This is a genomic window from Paraburkholderia sp. SEWSISQ10-3 4, assembly GCF_030464785.1.
GTDB classification, from domain to species: domain Bacteria; phylum Pseudomonadota; class Gammaproteobacteria; order Burkholderiales; family Burkholderiaceae; genus Paraburkholderia; species Paraburkholderia aspalathi.
This window is the reverse complement of record NZ_JALPRI010000007.1, coordinates 64,976-81,194: the sequence shown is the minus strand read 5'-3', so window position 1 is coordinate 81,194 and position 16,219 is coordinate 64,976. Positions and strand designations below refer to the sequence as shown.

Here is a 16,219-nt window from a genome sequence, read left to right as displayed (position 1 = left end):
GCTGGGACGTTTGTAGGTGACTTCGTCGCCCTGATGCCCTTATATCGGAGAGAGCATGCCCGTTGACAACATTAAGACCATCATCGTAGTCATGATGGAGAATAGGTCTTTCGACCACGTTCTTGGCTACCTGAGCCTCGACGGGAAGGATGTCAACGGCCTCTCGGCCGACCCCACCTGGCTAGAGAATTTCACGAACCTCTACGGCGGAAAAACGTATCCCATACATGCGCTTTCGCCGTCGACCCAACTTATCCCCGACCCACCGCATGACCGCACGCCGATTTCGACGCAAATAAAAACGCCGTGCGCGAATGGAGACTGTCCCGAACTGGGTGGATTCGTCGCGAGCTATGCGACAAGAAACCCTCCGCCAGCCGACCTGTCGATGGTGATGGGCTACTACACGGCCGGTGCGCTGCCTGTTTATGATTTTTTCGCAAAGAATTTCACGATCTGCGATAGCTGGTTCGCGCCACTTCCGACCGGAACCCAGGCAAATCGCTTGATGGCAATGGCGGGAGAGAGTGCGATTAGCGACAACGTTTCTGGTTTTCTTCCCGAGCAATCCCTGGTTTACGACTGGCTGACCGCACACGGCGCAAGTTGGTGTGTCTACCAGTCGGGAGGCTTCTTCCCGTTCTTCAGCTTGATGCCCAAGTGGTTGCCTGAGATAGTCACTTCGCTTGCCTTGCCGCTAGATGGCAATGGAGGGAGGTTCAGGCGTTATTCGCGTTTCAAGGAAGACTGGACGAACAGTAGCAATTTGCCTCAAGTCATTTTCATCGAGCCGGAATACACGGATGGGCCGCACAGGGTACCAAATGACGACCATTCGCCTACTGGCGTCGCCCCAGGGCAAGCGTTCCTTGCGGACATTTATCAAACGATTTCTGCGTCCAAGCGATGGGATGAGACGCTGATGATTGTCACGTATGACGAGCACGGGGGGTTCTTCGACCATGTAAGCCCGCTTGAGATTTCGACCGACGTCGCCGGTTATCAGTTTCAAACTACTGGCCTGCGTGTACCCGCGTTCCTGGTCTCACCCTATGTCGCGCCGGGGGGCGTCTTCTCCGGCGACCTGGACCATACGTCGATACTTCAGCTTCTCGCGGATAAATTCAACGCTGGTGGTACGTACTCTGCCCCGGTCAGCGCACGCACTCAGCTTTCGAAGCTCAGCTCTGCTCTTTCTGAAACCAGAACGCCGGGCTCTGCACCGAAGCTAAATGTCCCCATAGCGAGCAAGTTACTTGCACCGGCTCCCGTTGCGCCACCGACTGGCTTCTCGGCATGCGCGCAAGCCTTTCGTAGCGTCGCGCTTAAGGTCCAGCAAGACCATCCGGAGTTGCTGTCTTCGCCGAACTGGGGCGACCTTGCGAGCTTTGTTGCGACGTATAAGGGTGGGGCGTGAATTGGCGCCAAGTCTCCGGTTGCAAAGAAGGTCCGAGTGCGAATTCGCGTATTTCGCGTACGGCTCAAACTGGAAGTTCTGTTGGGTGCGATACACCGGGTGGTAACATTTGTTGTCATCCTTATCGACCGTTCGCCCGGTATATCGCATGCCAGACAGTTTTGACCAGCTCGCCGCCCTGATCCGGGCGCGCTTCTCCGAACTGAGTCCGCAGTTTCAGATGGGGGCAGGGTTCCTGCTCGATCATCCCGACGAAGTCGCGGTCTCGTCCATGCGCAAAGTGGCCGAGCGGGCGCAGGTGCAACCGGCCTCGCTCGTACGTCTGTCGCAGCAACTGGGTTTTCCCGGCTGGAACGAGTTGCGCAACCTGTTCGTCGCGCGCGTGCGCACGCGGCCCGAGCCGCTCACGAGCCGGGCCCGTTCTCTCGTCAAATCGAAAGATGCGCTGGCCAGCGACCTGCTGGTCGCGCAACAACACAACCTCGAGGTCACCGCCGCGCATAACGGCCGCGTGATCGTGGAAGCGGCGCGTCTGTTGCGGCGCGCGCCGCATGTGCATGTAGCAGGCTTTCGCTCCTGCTATGCGGTGGCGTTCGGGCTTGTCTACGGCTACCGGCTGTTTCGCTCGTCGGTGTCGCTGCTCAACGGTGAAGCCGGTACGCTCGAGATGCAGCTGCGCACGGTGGCGCGTGACAGCGCCACCATCGTCATCAGTTTCGCGCCCTATTCAGTCGAGGCGGCGCGCGTGGCCGAAGCCGCGTTGGAAAAAGGCAGCAAGCTGATTGCTATCACGGATAGCGCGGTTTCGCCGATCGCGCTGAACGCCGACAAGGTGCTGATTTTTTCGCACGAAAGCCCGTCGTTCTTTCCATCACTGGTGGCGGCCACGGCGATTGCCGAATCGCTGGTCGCGCATCTGCTCGCGCTGGAAGGAGCGGGGGCCGTCGAGCAACTCGGCATCGCCGAGCAGTCGCTCCACGAAAAGGGCGCGTACGTACCCTGAAGTTTTTCCTCTGAAACACGCAGCAGCATGTCACGGAGCGCAGACACTCCGTTTGCTTCACCATCGCATCGTTTGACAACAAATGTTGTTTGACAGTATAAATGCGTACCGATTGTTGAATGGGTGCGGGCCGTGGCGTCGAAGCAGGATTTGAGTCTCTTTCAGGTAAGTGGTGAGCCGTATGACATCGGCTACCGGCTGGGTGAAATCGCCAGACCGGTGTTCTCCGAATACATGGAGCAAAGCAGCGCGTGGCAGGCGGTTCGACGCTGGCACGCTATCTCCAGCCATGCGAACCATCTGATCCATCCTGGCTGCGAAGCCGAGGCGCAAATCGTCACCGATTCTTCGCATGACAGGCAGACGCGCGTCGAACATTTGCTGCCCAGGCTCGCCAGTCCAATTAACCCCGCCGCCTTGCTCGATGTGTTGCAGGATCGCGCGCCTGCAGGCCTGCCGATCTACCGCGACGACCCGCTCGATCCCGACGACGAAAACACGCTCGCCACGGCGCTCTTCGAAATCGGCAGCGCCGATGTCTCGATGAAAGTCTATCGACAGGGGCAATGCGCGTTCGACACAGTCATCGCATGCGTGCCGCCCACGCAGCCCCGCGTCTGATCAACCGTCGCCAGTAGAAGGGAAAGGGAAAACCATGTCCACCGTATTCCATCGTTCGCCGAAGCAGTCACTGCCGGTGGCTATCGCCGGCGACGGCATCGAGATCATCGATTCCACCGGCAGACGCTATATCGATGCCTCGGGCGGCGCAGCCGTCTCATGCCTCGGCCACAGCAACCAGCGTGTGATCGACGCGATCAAGCGGCAATCGCAGCAATTGCCGTATGCGCACACATCGTTCTTCACCACCCAGGTCGCCGAGGAACTCGCCGACCGCCTGGTGGCGAGCGCACCGCAAGGGCTCGAACATGCGTACTTCGTGTCGGGCGGCTCGGAAGCGATCGAGGCGGCGCTGAAACTGGCGCGGCAGTATTTTGTGGAGAAGGGCGAGTTGCAGCGCCGTCATTTCGTCGCGCGTCGCCAGAGCTATCACGGCAATACGCTGGGGGCGCTGGCGATTGGCGGCAATGCATGGCGGCGCGAGCCGTTTCTGCCGATCCTGATCGAAGCGCATCACGTGAGTCCGTGCTACGCGTATCGCGAGCAGCACATCGACGAAACCGAAGAGCAGTTCGCACAGCGTCTCGCGGATGAACTCGAACAGAAGATTCTCGAACTCGGCGCTGACACGGTGGCCGCATTCGTTGCGGAAACAGTGGTGGGCGCAACGGCCGGCGCCGTGCCGCCAGTGCGCGAATACTTCCGCAAGATCCGCGCGGTGTGCGATCGCTACGGCGTGCTGCTGATTCTCGACGAGATCATGTCGGGCATGGGCCGCACAGGCTACCTGTATGCCTGTGAAGAAGACGGGATCGCGCCGGACATCCTCACGATCGCCAAGGGGCTCGGTGCCGGCTATCAGCCGATCGGCGCGACGCTGGTCAGCGACCGGATCTACCAGACGATCGTCGGCGGCTCGGGTTTCTTTCAGCACGGGCATACCTATATCGGGCACGCCACGGCCTGCGCCGCGGCGCTCGAAGTGCAACGCGTGATTGCCGATGACAACCTTCTGGCGAACGTGCAGGCGCGCGGCGAACAGTTGCGTGGCCGGCTGCGTGAACACTATGCGCAGCATCCGCATATCGGCGACGTGCGCGGACGAGGGCTCTTTGTCGGCGTCGAACTCGTACAGGACCGCGTCACTAAAACGCCGTTCGACGCGAAGCTGAAACTGCACGCTGCGATCCGGCGCGAAGCGTTCGCGCGTGGCTTGATGGTGTATCCGATGGGCGGCACGGTCGACGGCAAGATCGGCGATCATGTGCTGCTGGCGCCTCCGTTTATCTGCACCGCGCGCAACATCGACGAGATCGTCGGCCGTTTGACCGATGCGATCGAAGGCGCGTTGACTGCCATCTGACACCCTTTCCATCTCTGCGAATTTTACGATGACCGACCGTTTGCCTCACTTCGAACTATCCGATGCCACAGCCGAACAGAAGGCCGTACTCGACGAGATTCTGTCCGGTCCACGCGGCAATCTGAACGGGCCGTTTCTGGGCTGGATTCATAGTCCGGAGCTGGCGCAGCAGGCGCAGCGGCTTGGCGCGTTCTGCCGCTATCGCACCGGCTTGCCGCTGCGCCTGTCGGAGCTGGCGATTCTGGTGACCGCGGCGCGCTGGCAGGCGCAGGCCGAGTGGTATATCCACTATCCAATCGCCCTGGATGCCGGGGTGGCCGAGGCGGATGCCGAGGCGATCCGCCAGGGTCATCGCCCATCTTTCGCGGATGCTGACGACGCCTTGATCCATGACTTCGCGAGCGAACTGTACGGCACCAAAAGGGTGTCGGATGTCACCTATAGAAAGGCGGTCGAGCGCTTCGGCCACGAGGTGGTGATCAACCTGGTGGGCTTGCTCGGCTACTACGCCCTGGTGGCGATGACACTGAACGTGTTCGACATGCGCGCAGTGGGGCAGGAGAGCCTGCCGTTCGCCGAGTAGCGACTGCGCCCTGAGTCTGCTACACGGATTGCGGCACGGACCGTGACGTGCATCGGCGAACCGTGTGCCGGCGTCGTCACGACACTGGCACACGGAAGCGCCTATGATGAAGTTCGGTCCACGCCCGCACCTCTTGCGCCGCGCGGCACGCCCCGAAGGAAGTTCCCTTGGGGCACTCACGACCGATGCCGATACTACGAATACCCGGGCTGGACCGTTGTGGGCGGCATCACGTAGGGTTGAGGAGCGGTGCGAAGCAGGGCAAACAGGAGAGAGCAATGAAGCGCAAGGCATCAGCAGTCTGGCAAGGCGGCCTGCAAGACGGCAAGGGCTCGATTTCCACCGACAGCGGCGTCCTCAAGGACACCCAATACTCGTTTGCAACGCGCTTCGCGGACGGCATCGGCACGAATCCGGAAGAGCTGATTGCGGCTGCGCACGCGGGTTGTTTCTCGATGGCGCTATCGGCCGAACTGAGCAAGGCCGGCATCACCCCTGAACGTATCGCCACAGCGGCCACCGTCACGCTCGACAAGGACGGCGGCGGCTTTTCGATTACCGCGGTGCATCTGGATGTAGCCGTGAAAATCCCCGGTGGCGATAAAGCCGCGTTCGAGAAGGCGACCGCGGACGCCAAGGCGGGCTGCCCGGTTTCCAAGGTACTGAAGGCCACCATCACGATGGACGCGAAGCTCGAAACCTGAGCGTGCGGTTCGTCTATTGCGGACAGATGAAGGGCAGGCTGGCGGCGGTAGCCAGACCGCCGGCTGCCACTCTCCGTTCTTGCTGTTTGCTGCTTATTTAACGAACACACGACGACGATCCGGCAGCGCGTGGGCGCAAAACGCCGGTCGTCGTTTTCAATGGGACCGTCGATGACAACGCAAACCGAAAAAGCACGGCAATTCCAGTCTTATCACGCAGCGGGCGAGGGCTTCATCATCCCGAATCCCTGGGACATCGGCACCGCGCGTCTGCTCGCGCTGGCCGGTTTCAAGGCGCTCGCCACCAGTAGCGCCGGCTATGCGTTTTCGCGTGGCCTGCCGGATAACGCCATCGGCCGCGCGCAGATGATGGTGCACCTCGCCGAAATCGCGGGTGCGACCGATTTGCCGGTCAGCGCCGATCTGGAAAACGGTTTTGGCGACAGCCCTGAAGACTGCGCCGAAACGATCATGCAGGCCGCGGCTGCGGGCGTGGTCGGCGGCTCGATCGAGGATGCAACCGGTCGCGCGGACGAACCGATTTACCCGTTCGAGGCGGCCGTGGAGCGCGTGCGCGCGGCAGTCGTCGCGGCGCGTGCTCTGCCGTTTCCGTTCACGCTGACGGCGCGTGCCGAGAATTATCTGGTGGGTCGGCCCCATCTCGACGATACGATCCGGCGTCTGCAGGCTTACCAGGAGGCTGGGGCCGACGTGCTTTACGCGCCCGGCCTGAAGACGCGCGAAGAGATCGCCGCCGTGGTCAGTTCGCTCGACCGGCCGGTCAATGTGCTGATGGGCTTGCAAGGCGTGCTGCTCAGTTTCGAGGACCTGCAGGCGCTGGGTGTGCGGCGTGTCAGTGTGGGCGGCTCGTTGGCGCGCGCGGCGTTGGGTGCATTTCTCCGCGCCGCGCACGAGATGCGAGATCACGGCACTTTCAACTACACGAAAGAAGCCGCCAGCGGCAATGAGATCAACCAGCTCTTCACGAGCGCCGCGCAGAAGTGGGGCAAATAGACGGCCGCACCCGTTTCGAATCTCGCCTTGCTTTCTTGAACGGTTAGTCATAATATCCGTCACATGAAGCAATCTGGCAATTCGAAGCAATTCGCGAAAAAAGACGGTGAGGCCTGCCCTCGGGGGCGGCCGCGCGAGTTCGACACGGACACCGTCTTAACCAGCGCAAGCCAGGTTTTCTGGAATCACGGCTATCACGCCACCTCGATCGACGACCTCTGTAAGGCCACCGGCCTGTTGCGGGGCAGTCTGTACGGGGTATTCGGCGACAAGCACGGCATCATGCTCGCCGCGCTCGATCATTACGCGGAGGGTTCGGTCGCGCGGCTCGCCGAGCGGCTGAACGCGCCGGTGCCGGCAGAAGAGGCACTGCGCAACGCTTTGCTGCATTACGCCCGGGTCGCATGCGCGCTGACCGGCGAGCGCAGTTGCTTCATCACCAACACCACGCTGGAGATGCAACCCGGGGACGAAGAACTGCGCACCCGCGTCGCGGCGATTCAACGCCGCATGGCGACGCTGCTGGCAGCCTCGGTGATTCGCGGCCAGGCGAGCGGTGCCTTCAATTCCACGCTCGACGAAAAAGCCGTTGGCGATTTCCTCCTGTGCGTGATGCAAGGGCTGCGCGTATTGGGGCGAGTCGCCCACAAGGAAGATGCGCTAATCGGAATCGTGGACGTCGCCATGCGTGCGCTCGTCTAATTTTTTTACCTAATTTTTGAACGAACGGTCATGAATAGAGACCCGATCAAGCCCGCTCCGGCGGCATTTGTTGGGCCGGCAGGCGGAGCCGCCGCCGTTTGTCCAGGCGTGGGTGCGGTTGCCGCTAGCGGGATTGCCACTGCTACGAAGGCCACCCACGCTGCAAAGGCCGCGTCCGGCTTCGAGCGCCAGGGGCTCGCGCTTGCTGTGCTGTTCGTCGGCGCCTTCCTCGCGCCGCTCGACTATTTCATCGTCAACCTCGCGCTGCCGTCGATTCACACCGGCCTGAACGCTACCGACGCGCAATTGCAACTCGTGGTGTCCGCCTACGCATCCGCTTATGCCGTGTTGCTGATCACGGGAGGGCGTCTCGGCGACCTGTTCGGCCGGCGTCGCATGTTCATGACGGGCATGGCGGCCTTCGTGGTCGCCTCCGCGCTGTGTGGCTTCGCCACCAGCGGCCACATGCTGGTGATCTCGCGGATCGTGCAGGGCATCGCCGCCGCGGTCATGGCGCCGCAAGTGCTGGCCACCATCCGCGCGGTCGTGCCGTTGCATCGGCAGACCAAGGTCATGAGCCTTTATGGTTTCGTCTTCGGGCTGTCGTCGATCGTGGGCCAACTGGGCGGCGGCGCGCTGATCACGTATCACCCGTTCGGGCTCGACTGGCGCATCATTTTTCTGATCAACATTCCGATCGGCATCGTGGCCTTCATCGGCACATGGAAGTTCGTGCCGGAAAATCAGCCGGCCACCAACACCGGCATCGACCTGAAGGGCGTCGCGCTGCTCTCGATGGTCCTGCTGCTGGTCATCTATCCGATGACGCACGGCCGTGAAGCCGGCTGGCCCGCGTGGACCTTCGTGATGTTCGCACTGGCCGTCCCCGTCTTCGCGCTATTCGTGGCGACCGAGCGGCGCGTGGAGCGCGGCGGTGGCCATCCTCTGGTGGATCTGCAATTGTTCCGCAACCCGGCCTTCGCACTGGGCCTGGTGCTCGCGTTTCTGTTCTATTGCAACAGTGCGTTTTTCCTGACCTACGGGATCTTCCTGCAAACCGGTTTGCACTGGACGCCGCTCGCCTCGGGCATGGCCATCATGCCGTTCGCGATCGGTTTCGTGATCGGGCCGTTGACGTCGCCCACGGTGGTCAAGCGCATCGGCGGTCATGTGCTGGCGCTCGGCTTTTCGATGATGACCATCGGTTTCACGGTCACCGGCTGGTCCGCGACCCATGCCGCTACGCCTGATCTGCTGTTCTATTGCGGACTGGTGTGCGCGGGTGTCGGTCACGGCCTGCTCCTGCCGTCGATCATGCGCATCGTGCTGCTGGAAGTCGCGCCGGAGAAGGCAGGGCTTGCTTCGGGCGTGGTGTCGTCGACCTTGCAGATCGGCTCGGCGTTCGGCACGGCGGCCATCAGCGGCGCGTTTTTCGGTGTGATCAGCGGCCGTGAAACGCCAGCTGCCTATGCTCACGCGTTCCAGTACAGCCTCGCGATCAACGCGTGTCTGATGTTCGTGTGTATCGGTTTGAGCGTGCTGCTGGTGCGGCATCAACAGCTCGCATTGCGTCGCGCTGCACAGCCGGTTTGAAAATAGCGGACCGGAGATCGTTTTCAACGGGGGTCGCTAAAAACTATTATGCACTTTAAACAAAACTGGTTTTGGAGTGGGTGCATTTACCGATGAGTTTCCCGTTCATAGGTAATTCCGCGTGTGAGCGATCGGAATAAACCCGAATCGGGTTTGTCGGTGGTAGTTTAGATATGACAAATCCAGTGCGCATTTTCTACTTGCGCACCGGGTTTGCCGCCGTAAGTTTTGCGATCGTGCAATGCCGCACGGGTGGTGGCCTGGCGCCGTTATAAAGGGTTTTCCCCGGTTTTACCCGTCGACTGCCGGGATGGGAAACCTATTCCAGTCCCAATGAAAACGGTATCAATAAAAAGCGCTTGCCGTAGTTAATTTCGATTGTTAATCTTGGCCAACTTTTTAGAGTTTTCATTCGGCAGGGTTCTATGTTGCAAAGCACGGTGCGATGACTTTATTCCGCTCAACGGGTTCCGCAGGGGATTGAATATGCTGACCGCTACCATTGACGTATTCGAAACACCGCCAGCCGCACGCTTCAATGTCGGCGATGTCGTCACGCTGAAGGAAGGCGGTCCGCGCATGACGGTGACGTATGCGGGACCGGTGGCGCTCAATCCGGGCGACTGGCTGATTTGCGAGTGGTTCGACGAACATGGCGAGCTGCGCCGCGAAATGTTCGCGCACGAGAGCGTGCGGGCTGAGCCGCGCTCGATTCCCGCCGGCTCGGTGATGTGGGGCAGAATGGGCCGGGCTGCCTGAGAGAAGCGGCCCAGCGTACGTATTCGCCCCGCGAACCGGTTTATCCATCGATCAGTTTCAACCCCGCCACTGACAGCACGATCAAGGTCATGCAGATCACGCGGGGTGCCGAAACCGGGTCGTTGAACAGCATCACGCCCAGCACCGTGATGCCAAACGATCCGATCCCTGTCCATACCACGTAGGCCGTACCGGCCGGCAAATGCTTCATCGCCAGCGTCAGTAAAAACACGCTGCCGAGCGCGGCTGCAACGCCGCCGATGCTCGGCCACAAGCGCGTCCATCCATTTGCATATTTCAACGCCAACGCCATCAGGATTTCGACCGCGCTTGCGGCGAGCAGAATGAGCCATGCCATCGTGAGCCCCATCGGTGAGTGGTGAATGAGCGGCCAGCTTAGGGCTATAGTGATGCGCTCACCATTACTTACCCACTGGTAACCATGGCATTGCCCGAGTCCACCAACGCGCCCCTCGCCTCGACCGAACAGCCCTACCGCGGTGACGTTTTCGACGCCGCCTGTTCGTCGCGGCTCGCGCTCGAACTGATCGCGGGAAAGTGGACGCTGCTCATCATGCCGGCGCTGCTGCCCGGCCCGATGCGCAATAACGCCTTGCTGCGCAAGATCGGTGGCATTTCACAGAAGGTGCTGACGCAGACGCTCAAGGAACTCGAGCGCAACGGGCTGGTGATTCGTGAGGAGCAGCCGGGCGCGGTGGCGCACGTGGAGTACCGGCTCAGCGAACTGGGGCGAACGCTCAGTGACGCGCTGGTGACGCTCGATCATTGGGCCGAGGAAAACGCGGCCGAACTCGACGCTGCGCGTGAGCGCTATGACGCGCGGCAGCAAATGCACCGCTAGCCGGCTGCCTGCGGTTGCTGCGCACAATTGTTATTGAATCAAGGCTGCTTGTTTTCCGGACGCTCACGCGCCGCGGACCGCCTTTGCACGCGCACCAGAAGCGCCGATGAAAACGCGCGCATCCGCACGATCTTGCGCGTCTCTACCACTTCGCCGGCCACGTTCTTCGGCGGGTTGGGCTGTAGCGACCAGTAGAGGGCGAGGAGCCAGCCAAAGCCGGTCCAACCGAGGCATGCGTTGAAGAGCGCCAGCGTCAGCACGTCATGACGCTTGCGCCGGTCCGCGAGAATGCTCGGCAGAAAATACAGCGCCAGCGCGAGCACCGCGGCGATGGCCTGTACCACGACGTTGCCACCCATAGCCTGGCTCCTCAGGACGCGATGTATCCCCCGATTGTCGCGCGATTGTTTTCTTTGCGCTGGGTTGTTCCGAAACCTGCATGCAAGGCGAGGGGGTTCAGCGCGTCGCCCATCAGGACTATCATGGACGTTTCGACTGAACAGAACCGCCACGGACCGCCACCATGATCTCCGACGATACGACCCAGCAGACCCAGCGCATCAACCAGGACACGCTACGCGAATTCGTAGACCGTAAATGGAATGACGAGATTGTTCCTGCGCTCACGGACTACATCGCCGTGCCGGCCAAGAGTCCGGCGTTCGATCCCGAGTGGGTCAAGCACGGCTACCTTGAGCGCGTGATTACCGACGCGGCGCAATGGGCCGAACAGCAACCCGTGCGCGGCCTGAAACTCGAAGTGATCCGCTTGCCGGGCCGCACGCCGGTGATTTTCTTCGAAACGGCCGCGACCCGATCGGGCAGCGAAGAAACCATCGTGCTCTACGGCCACCTCGACAAGCAGCCTGAATTCGACGGCTGGCGCAACGACCTCGGCCCCTGGACGCCGAAGCTCGAAAACGACAAGCTGTACGGCCGCGGCGGTGCCGACGACGGCTATGCGATCTACGCGAGCATCACGGCGCTGGCCGCGCTGGACGCGCAAGGCATCGAGCGTCCGCGCTGCGTCGGCCTGATCGAAACCTGCGAGGAGTCGGGCAGCTACGATCTGCTGCCGTACGTCGACGCATTGCGTGAACGGCTCGGCAAAGTCGGACTTGTGGTGTGTCTCGACTCGGGTGCGGGCAACTACGATCAACTGTGGCTCACTACGTCGTTGCGCGGTCTGGTTGCCGGCGACCTCGAAGTGCAGGTGCTCGACGAAGGCATTCACTCGGGCGGATACGGCGGCATCGCACCGTCGAGCTTCCGCATCATGCGGCAACTGTTCGACCGCCTCGAAGACTCCGCCAACGGCACGTTGCTGCCGAAGGGTTTCCACGTTCAGATTCCGGCGGACCGTCTGCGCGAAACGGAAGCGACCGCGCAGATTCTTGGCGACGACGTCTGGAAGAAACTGCCGTGGGCCTGCGGCCAGGACGGCCGTCAGGTGCTGCCCACCACCACCGATCCGCAGGAAGCCTTGCTCAACTCGACATGGCGTCCGTCGTTGTCGGTCACCGGTGCGGCTGGCTTGCCCGCGCTTGCCGACGCCGGCAACGTGCTGCGTCCGCGCACGGCATTCAAGCTGTCGCTGCGCCTGCCGCCGCTGATCGAAGCGGAAAAGGCGGTCGCCGAACTGAAGGCGCTGCTCGAATTCGATCCGCCATACAACGCCAAGGTCACCTTCAAACCGGACGCCGGCGCGGCGAGCGGCTGGAGCGCGCCCGATCTCGCACCGTGGCTCGCCACCGCGCTTAACGACGCGTCGCGCACCCACTACGGCGCGGACGTTGCCTACATGGGGCAGGGCGGCACGATCCCGTTGATGAACGTATTGAAGTCGGGCTTCCCGAAGTCGCAGTTCATGGTGTGCGGCGTGCTCGGGCCGAAATCGAACGCACACGGACCGAACGAGTTCCTGCACGTGCCGTATGGCAAGAAGCTCACGGCAGCCGTTGCTCAGGTGATCGCGGCCGCGCCTTGATGAGCGTTTCGCTGCAATGACGCAGCAGGCGAATTAGCGGGCGCCCCGGGGCGTCCGCGTTTAAATATGCGAATTGAATAGTCCGTCTGTTAGCCCACAAATAAAAAACAAACCTCTACAAGCTATATTTTCGATTGCATTACCTAATCGAAGACTATTTCTTTCTCTTCCAAATCCGGCAAAAAATTCAAGCTTTGTTCGTTCGCTAATTTATTGCAGCCGGATGCTCATTTGCGGGCTAATTTCGCCCTTCCCCGGTGCGCAAGCGTTTGCGTCCGCAGGATCTTTTACCCATCCGTTCGCCTCCCCGCAGAGCGCCGTCTGGCGGGGCTTCACGCGCGTGTTGCATTCATCTGTTGGTTACCCCGCTCCCATCCGATTCCGGTCTGCTTTAGGCTCGCATTGCAATGCCAGTGTTTAACCTTAAAAGGACCGTTCAAAATGAATCTGCATAACCACCACGCCTGCCGTCCGTTCCTTGAAGCCGGCAATTTGTCGCAAGTCTCCGCCTACTATGAAGAAGGCCGCAACATCATGTGGATGATGCTGCGGGCGCAGCCGCGTCCCTGTTTTAATCTCGATCTGGTGCATGACATTCTGGGTCTCGCGCAGGCAGCACGAGAATCCGGTTTGCCGATCGATTTCTGGGTGACCGGCTCGTTGATTCCGACCATGTTCAACGTCGGGGGCGACCTCGATTTCTTCGCTGACACGATCCGCTCCGGCAAGCGCCAGGCGCTGATGGCGTACGCGCGCGCCTGCGTCGATTGCGTGCATGCTGCCGCGCGCGGTTTTGATACGGGGGCAATTTCGATCGCGATGGTGGAGGGCACTGCGCTTGGTGGCGGGTTCGAGGCGGCGCTCGCGCATCATTTCCTGCTGGCGCAGAACGACGCGCGCATGGGCTTTCCGGAGATCGCGTTCAATCTGTTCCCGGGCATGGGCGGCTATTCGCTGGTCGCGCGCAAGGTGGGGATGCGTCTGGCCGAGGAACTGATCGGCATGGGCGAGTCGCACACGGCTGAGTGGCACCACGGCAAGGGACTGGTCGATCAGCTGTTCGAGCCGGGCGACGCTTATATGGCGACGCGCACCTTCATCGATACGCTCCGGCCGAAGATGAACGGGATCCGCGCGATGCTGCGGGCACGCCAACGGGTGCTGCAACTCTCGCGCGCCGAGCTGATGGAAATTACCGAGGACTGGGTGGATGCCGCGTTCACGATCGAGGAGAAGGACCTCGTCTTTATGGAGCGGCTGGTGATGCTGCAGAACCGCCGTACTTCGAACCTGCGCCAGACGGCCTCCAGCGCGGCCAATTTCGCCTGAATCGCTCCGGGTCTCGACCCTATCGAGCGGCAGTGGGCGAGTTCCTCAATCCCCAGGGGACGTGTTTTTCGGGCGAGTGGAAGCTCAGGCAATCAGTCTGAGCTTCTGCCTGTCCTGCAACCAGCGTTCGAACTCCGCGACCGGCATGGCCTGGCCGTACAGGAAGCCCTGTACGTAATCGACGCCCAGCCCCCTCATGAACACCTCTTCCGATTCGGTTTCGATGCCTTCGGCGACCACCTTGAAATTCAACTCCTGCGCGACCACCACCATGGAGCGCACGAGTGCTTGCGCCTTGGTGTCGGCGTTGATCGAGCGGACAAAACTGCGGTCGAGCTTGATGACGTCGAGCGGAATGCGGCCCAACTGCGAGAGCGACGAATAGCCGGTGCCGAAGTCGTCCAGGTGAACCTGCGCGCCGAGCTGGCGGAACTGCTTGATCAGATCGATTGCCGCCGCTTCGTCCTCGATCAGGCAGCTCTCGGTGAGTTCCAGGTCGATCAGACACGGATCGAGATTCGCGCGCTGCAGCGCTTCGCTGAAATGCCGCACCACCGCCGTATCCACGAGTTGCCGTGCCGACACATTGATCGCAATGCGCAGGTTGTAGCCGTCTGCCTTCCATTTGGCCGCCTGCTTCGCGGCCGTTTCCATGACCCAGCGGCCGAGCACGCCGATGAGCCCGGATTCTTCCGCATAGCGAATGAATTCCACCGGCATGATCTGCCCGCGCTCCGGCGAGTTCCAGCGCACCAGCGCCTCCACGCCTTGCACCGCACCGGTGGCGAGTACGAGCTTGGGTTGGTAGTGCAGCGTCAACTGACCCTCTTCGAGACCGCGGCGCAGGTTGGTGTCGAGCCACATGTACTCGGCGACCTTGCGGTTCATGTCGGGTGAGAACACGCGATAGGTGCGCTTGCCTTCGTCTTTGGCAACGTACATGGCCGTGTCCGCCGAACGGATCAGCGATTCGAGGTCGTTGCCGTGTTCCGGATAGCGCGCGATGCCGATCGAGCAGCCCGTGTAGACCTCGACGAGCCCCAGGCTGAACGGCGTGCGCAGACGTTCGAGAATGCGCTGCGCGGTGGCTTCGAGATCGTGGGCGGTGCCTTGGGCGGCGAGCACGATGAACTCATCGCCGCCGAGGCGCGCGAGTACGTCGCCTTCGTTCAGGCAGGTGCTGATCGCCGACGACACATCGCGGATCAACCGGTCGCCGAAGACATGGCCGTAGTGGTCGTTGACCTTCTTGAAGTTGTCCAGATCGAGGAACAGCACGCCGACCGATTCACCTGGGGCAGCCGCTTCGATCGCAGCGCTGATCTTGTCCTGGATCGCGTTGCGATTGGCGAGGCCGGTGAGCGAATCGGTGTTCGCCAGTTCGGTGAGCCGTTCCTGCGCGAGCCGTTCTTCCGTGATGTCGGTGCCCGAGCAGATCAGAAACTGTTCTTCGACGCCGCTGCCGCTGTGAACGAACTTGTTGCGAAACAGGAATAGCCGTTCGCCGCGAAGGGTTTTCACGCGCCGCTCGACTTCGTACGAGACACCGCGATTGAAGAAACCCGTGATGTTCTGGCTCGACGCCGCGCCGGACTCAGTGGACATGAACAGCGCCCACACATTGCGGCCGACGATGTCTTCTTCCTTGACGCCGGTGAGTTCCTCGGCGAGACGGTTGAAGCGCTGTATTCGACCGTGTCTGTCGACGATCACCACGACCGAATTGACTTCGGACACGACCTGTTCCGCGAAAGAGAGACCATGGACGAGGTCGCGTGCAACGGACTCCGTATCGTCGTAGGCCGAGGCGGTGCCTGCCCACGTATTGCTGGCGAGTTTTTTACCGACGAGGTGCAGGCGCAGTGGTTCGCCGAACAGCCGTACGTCGAGGACGAGGTGCGAGGTGATGCCGGTGAGGCAGCGGATTTGCGAGGCCTGTTGGGGATTCAGCGGAATGGCGACATTAGCCGGCACGTCACCGGTGACGGGCGTGAGTTCCAGCGCGTTGCTGTCGTTCGACAGACGCCAGCAAGGGCTGCTTGTGCCGAACTGGGCAAACAGCACCTGATCGTGTTGGTCGTCGTTCATGAGATCCCCGGGCGGTGTGCCGATGAGCCAACCATAAAGGTGGGGTGGCGGCAAACAGTCTTCATCATACTTAAAGACTGACCCCATTGTAGCGAAGCGGCTGGCCTTCGGGCCTATAAACATTAACGGTCGTGATGGCCTTCGTCTTAAGACTTTTGTTTTGGCGTGCGCATTGGCCTGAAGCGTCGAAATCG

General features: G+C 61.3%; 16 protein-coding genes. 13 read left to right on the top strand and 3 right to left on the bottom strand.

The features are described 5' to 3' along the window. Positions 1–55: 55 nt before the first annotated feature. The 10 genes from M0D68_RS16610 (at position 56) to M0D68_RS16565 (ending at position 9,759) form a co-directional block, all read left to right on the top strand. Positions 56–1,417, top strand: coding sequence for an alkaline phosphatase family protein (locus tag M0D68_RS16610; RefSeq protein WP_211706716.1), 1,362 nt, complete (start codon positions 56–58; stop codon positions 1,415–1,417). A gap of 148 nt (positions 1,418–1,565) precedes the next feature. Continuing rightward, positions 1,566–2,420, top strand: a complete 855-nt coding sequence (locus tag M0D68_RS16605; RefSeq protein ID WP_093635902.1) for a MurR/RpiR family transcriptional regulator — start codon at positions 1,566–1,568, stop codon at positions 2,418–2,420. A gap of 132 nt (positions 2,421–2,552) precedes the next feature. Then, the gene (locus M0D68_RS16600) at positions 2,553–3,041 is read left to right on the top strand and encodes a carcinine hydrolase/isopenicillin-N N-acyltransferase family protein (protein WP_211706715.1); all 489 of its coding nucleotides are present in this window, start codon (positions 2,553–2,555) and stop codon (positions 3,039–3,041) included. Positions 3,042–3,075: 34 nt separating this feature from the next. Beyond that, complete coding sequence (locus M0D68_RS16595; protein ID WP_211706714.1) at positions 3,076–4,404, top strand: aspartate aminotransferase family protein; 1,329 nt, start codon at positions 3,076–3,078, stop codon at positions 4,402–4,404. A 28-nt stretch (positions 4,405–4,432) separates the two neighbouring features. After that, entirely contained in the window at positions 4,433–4,987 is a 555-nt protein-coding gene (locus M0D68_RS16590; RefSeq protein WP_211706713.1) for a carboxymuconolactone decarboxylase family protein, read from the top strand. 278 nt (positions 4,988–5,265) lie between these two features. Next, complete coding sequence (locus tag M0D68_RS16585) at positions 5,266–5,691, top strand: OsmC family protein (RefSeq protein WP_093635893.1); 426 nt, start codon at positions 5,266–5,268, stop codon at positions 5,689–5,691. A 171-nt stretch (positions 5,692–5,862) separates the two neighbouring features. Further along, positions 5,863–6,705 carry an oxaloacetate decarboxylase gene (locus tag M0D68_RS16580; RefSeq protein WP_200653011.1) on the top strand — a complete coding sequence of 281 codons (843 nt, stop codon included), beginning with the start codon at positions 5,863–5,865 and terminating at the stop codon, positions 6,703–6,705. 63 nt (positions 6,706–6,768) lie between these two features. Continuing rightward, a complete protein-coding gene (locus M0D68_RS16575; RefSeq protein WP_093635891.1) occupies positions 6,769–7,407 on the top strand; it encodes a TetR/AcrR family transcriptional regulator in 639 nt (212 codons plus the stop codon). 30 nt (positions 7,408–7,437) lie between these two features. Then, positions 7,438–9,000: an MFS transporter gene (locus tag M0D68_RS16570; RefSeq protein ID WP_211706712.1), complete on the top strand. Its 1,563-nt coding sequence runs from the start codon at positions 7,438–7,440 to the stop codon at positions 8,998–9,000. A 486-nt stretch (positions 9,001–9,486) separates the two neighbouring features. After that, positions 9,487–9,759, top strand: a complete 273-nt coding sequence (locus M0D68_RS16565; protein WP_093635887.1) for a YodC family protein — start codon at positions 9,487–9,489, stop codon at positions 9,757–9,759. 40 nt (positions 9,760–9,799) lie between these two features. Here the strand turns inward: M0D68_RS16565 and M0D68_RS16560 are convergent, their stop codons facing one another. Then, entirely contained in the window at positions 9,800–10,117 is a 318-nt protein-coding gene (locus tag M0D68_RS16560) for a multidrug efflux SMR transporter (RefSeq protein WP_093635885.1), read from the bottom strand. An 84-nt stretch (positions 10,118–10,201) separates the two neighbouring features. On the opposite strand from M0D68_RS16560, the gene M0D68_RS16555 reads away from it, so the two are divergent. Next, a complete protein-coding gene (locus M0D68_RS16555) occupies positions 10,202–10,621 on the top strand; it encodes a helix-turn-helix domain-containing protein (RefSeq protein ID WP_200620530.1) in 420 nt (139 codons plus the stop codon). Positions 10,622–10,659: 38 nt separating this feature from the next. On the opposite strand, the gene M0D68_RS16550 is transcribed toward M0D68_RS16555, so the two are convergent. Further along, complete coding sequence (locus tag M0D68_RS16550; RefSeq protein WP_093635880.1) at positions 10,660–10,980, bottom strand: superinfection immunity protein; 321 nt, start codon at positions 10,978–10,980, stop codon at positions 10,660–10,662. 164 nt (positions 10,981–11,144) lie between these two features. On the opposite strand from M0D68_RS16550, the gene M0D68_RS16545 reads away from it, so the two are divergent. Together M0D68_RS16545 and M0D68_RS16540 are read left to right on the top strand one after the other, a co-directional pair. Next, a complete protein-coding gene (locus M0D68_RS16545) occupies positions 11,145–12,608 on the top strand; it encodes a M20 family metallopeptidase (protein WP_200620531.1) in 1,464 nt (487 codons plus the stop codon). A 441-nt stretch (positions 12,609–13,049) separates the two neighbouring features. Further along, a complete protein-coding gene (locus M0D68_RS16540) occupies positions 13,050–13,937 on the top strand; it encodes a crotonase/enoyl-CoA hydratase family protein (protein ID WP_093635875.1) in 888 nt (295 codons plus the stop codon). 84 nt (positions 13,938–14,021) lie between these two features. Here M0D68_RS16540 and pdeR read toward each other — a convergent pair whose 3' ends face one another. Continuing rightward, positions 14,022–16,025, bottom strand: coding sequence for a cyclic di-GMP phosphodiesterase (gene pdeR / locus M0D68_RS16535; RefSeq protein WP_093635873.1), 2,004 nt, complete (start codon positions 16,023–16,025; stop codon positions 14,022–14,024). Positions 16,026–16,219: the final 194 nt, after the last annotated feature.

Coding starts and splice junctions, on each gene's coding strand:
- M0D68_RS16610 (WP_211706716.1), top strand. CDS start 56: ATGCCCGTTGACAACATTAAGACCATCATCGTAGTCATGATGGAGAAT.
- M0D68_RS16605 (WP_093635902.1), top strand. CDS start 1,566: ATGCCAGACAGTTTTGACCAGCTCGCCGCCCTGATCCGGGCGCGCTTC.
- M0D68_RS16595 (WP_211706714.1), top strand. CDS start 3,076: ATGTCCACCGTATTCCATCGTTCGCCGAAGCAGTCACTGCCGGTGGCT.
- M0D68_RS16590 (WP_211706713.1), top strand. CDS start 4,433: ATGACCGACCGTTTGCCTCACTTCGAACTATCCGATGCCACAGCCGAA.
- M0D68_RS16585 (WP_093635893.1), top strand. CDS start 5,266: ATGAAGCGCAAGGCATCAGCAGTCTGGCAAGGCGGCCTGCAAGACGGC.
- M0D68_RS16580 (WP_200653011.1), top strand. CDS start 5,863: ATGACAACGCAAACCGAAAAAGCACGGCAATTCCAGTCTTATCACGCA.
- M0D68_RS16575 (WP_093635891.1), top strand. CDS start 6,769: ATGAAGCAATCTGGCAATTCGAAGCAATTCGCGAAAAAAGACGGTGAG.
- M0D68_RS16570 (WP_211706712.1), top strand. CDS start 7,438: ATGAATAGAGACCCGATCAAGCCCGCTCCGGCGGCATTTGTTGGGCCG.
- M0D68_RS16565 (WP_093635887.1), top strand. CDS start 9,487: ATGCTGACCGCTACCATTGACGTATTCGAAACACCGCCAGCCGCACGC.
- M0D68_RS16560 (WP_093635885.1), bottom strand. CDS start 10,117: ATGGCATGGCTCATTCTGCTCGCCGCAAGCGCGGTCGAAATCCTGATG.
- M0D68_RS16555 (WP_200620530.1), top strand. CDS start 10,202: ATGGCATTGCCCGAGTCCACCAACGCGCCCCTCGCCTCGACCGAACAG.
- M0D68_RS16550 (WP_093635880.1), bottom strand. CDS start 10,980: ATGGGTGGCAACGTCGTGGTACAGGCCATCGCCGCGGTGCTCGCGCTG.
- M0D68_RS16545 (WP_200620531.1), top strand. CDS start 11,145: ATGATCTCCGACGATACGACCCAGCAGACCCAGCGCATCAACCAGGAC.
- M0D68_RS16540 (WP_093635875.1), top strand. CDS start 13,050: ATGAATCTGCATAACCACCACGCCTGCCGTCCGTTCCTTGAAGCCGGC.
- pdeR (WP_093635873.1), bottom strand. CDS start 16,025: ATGAACGACGACCAACACGATCAGGTGCTGTTTGCCCAGTTCGGCACA.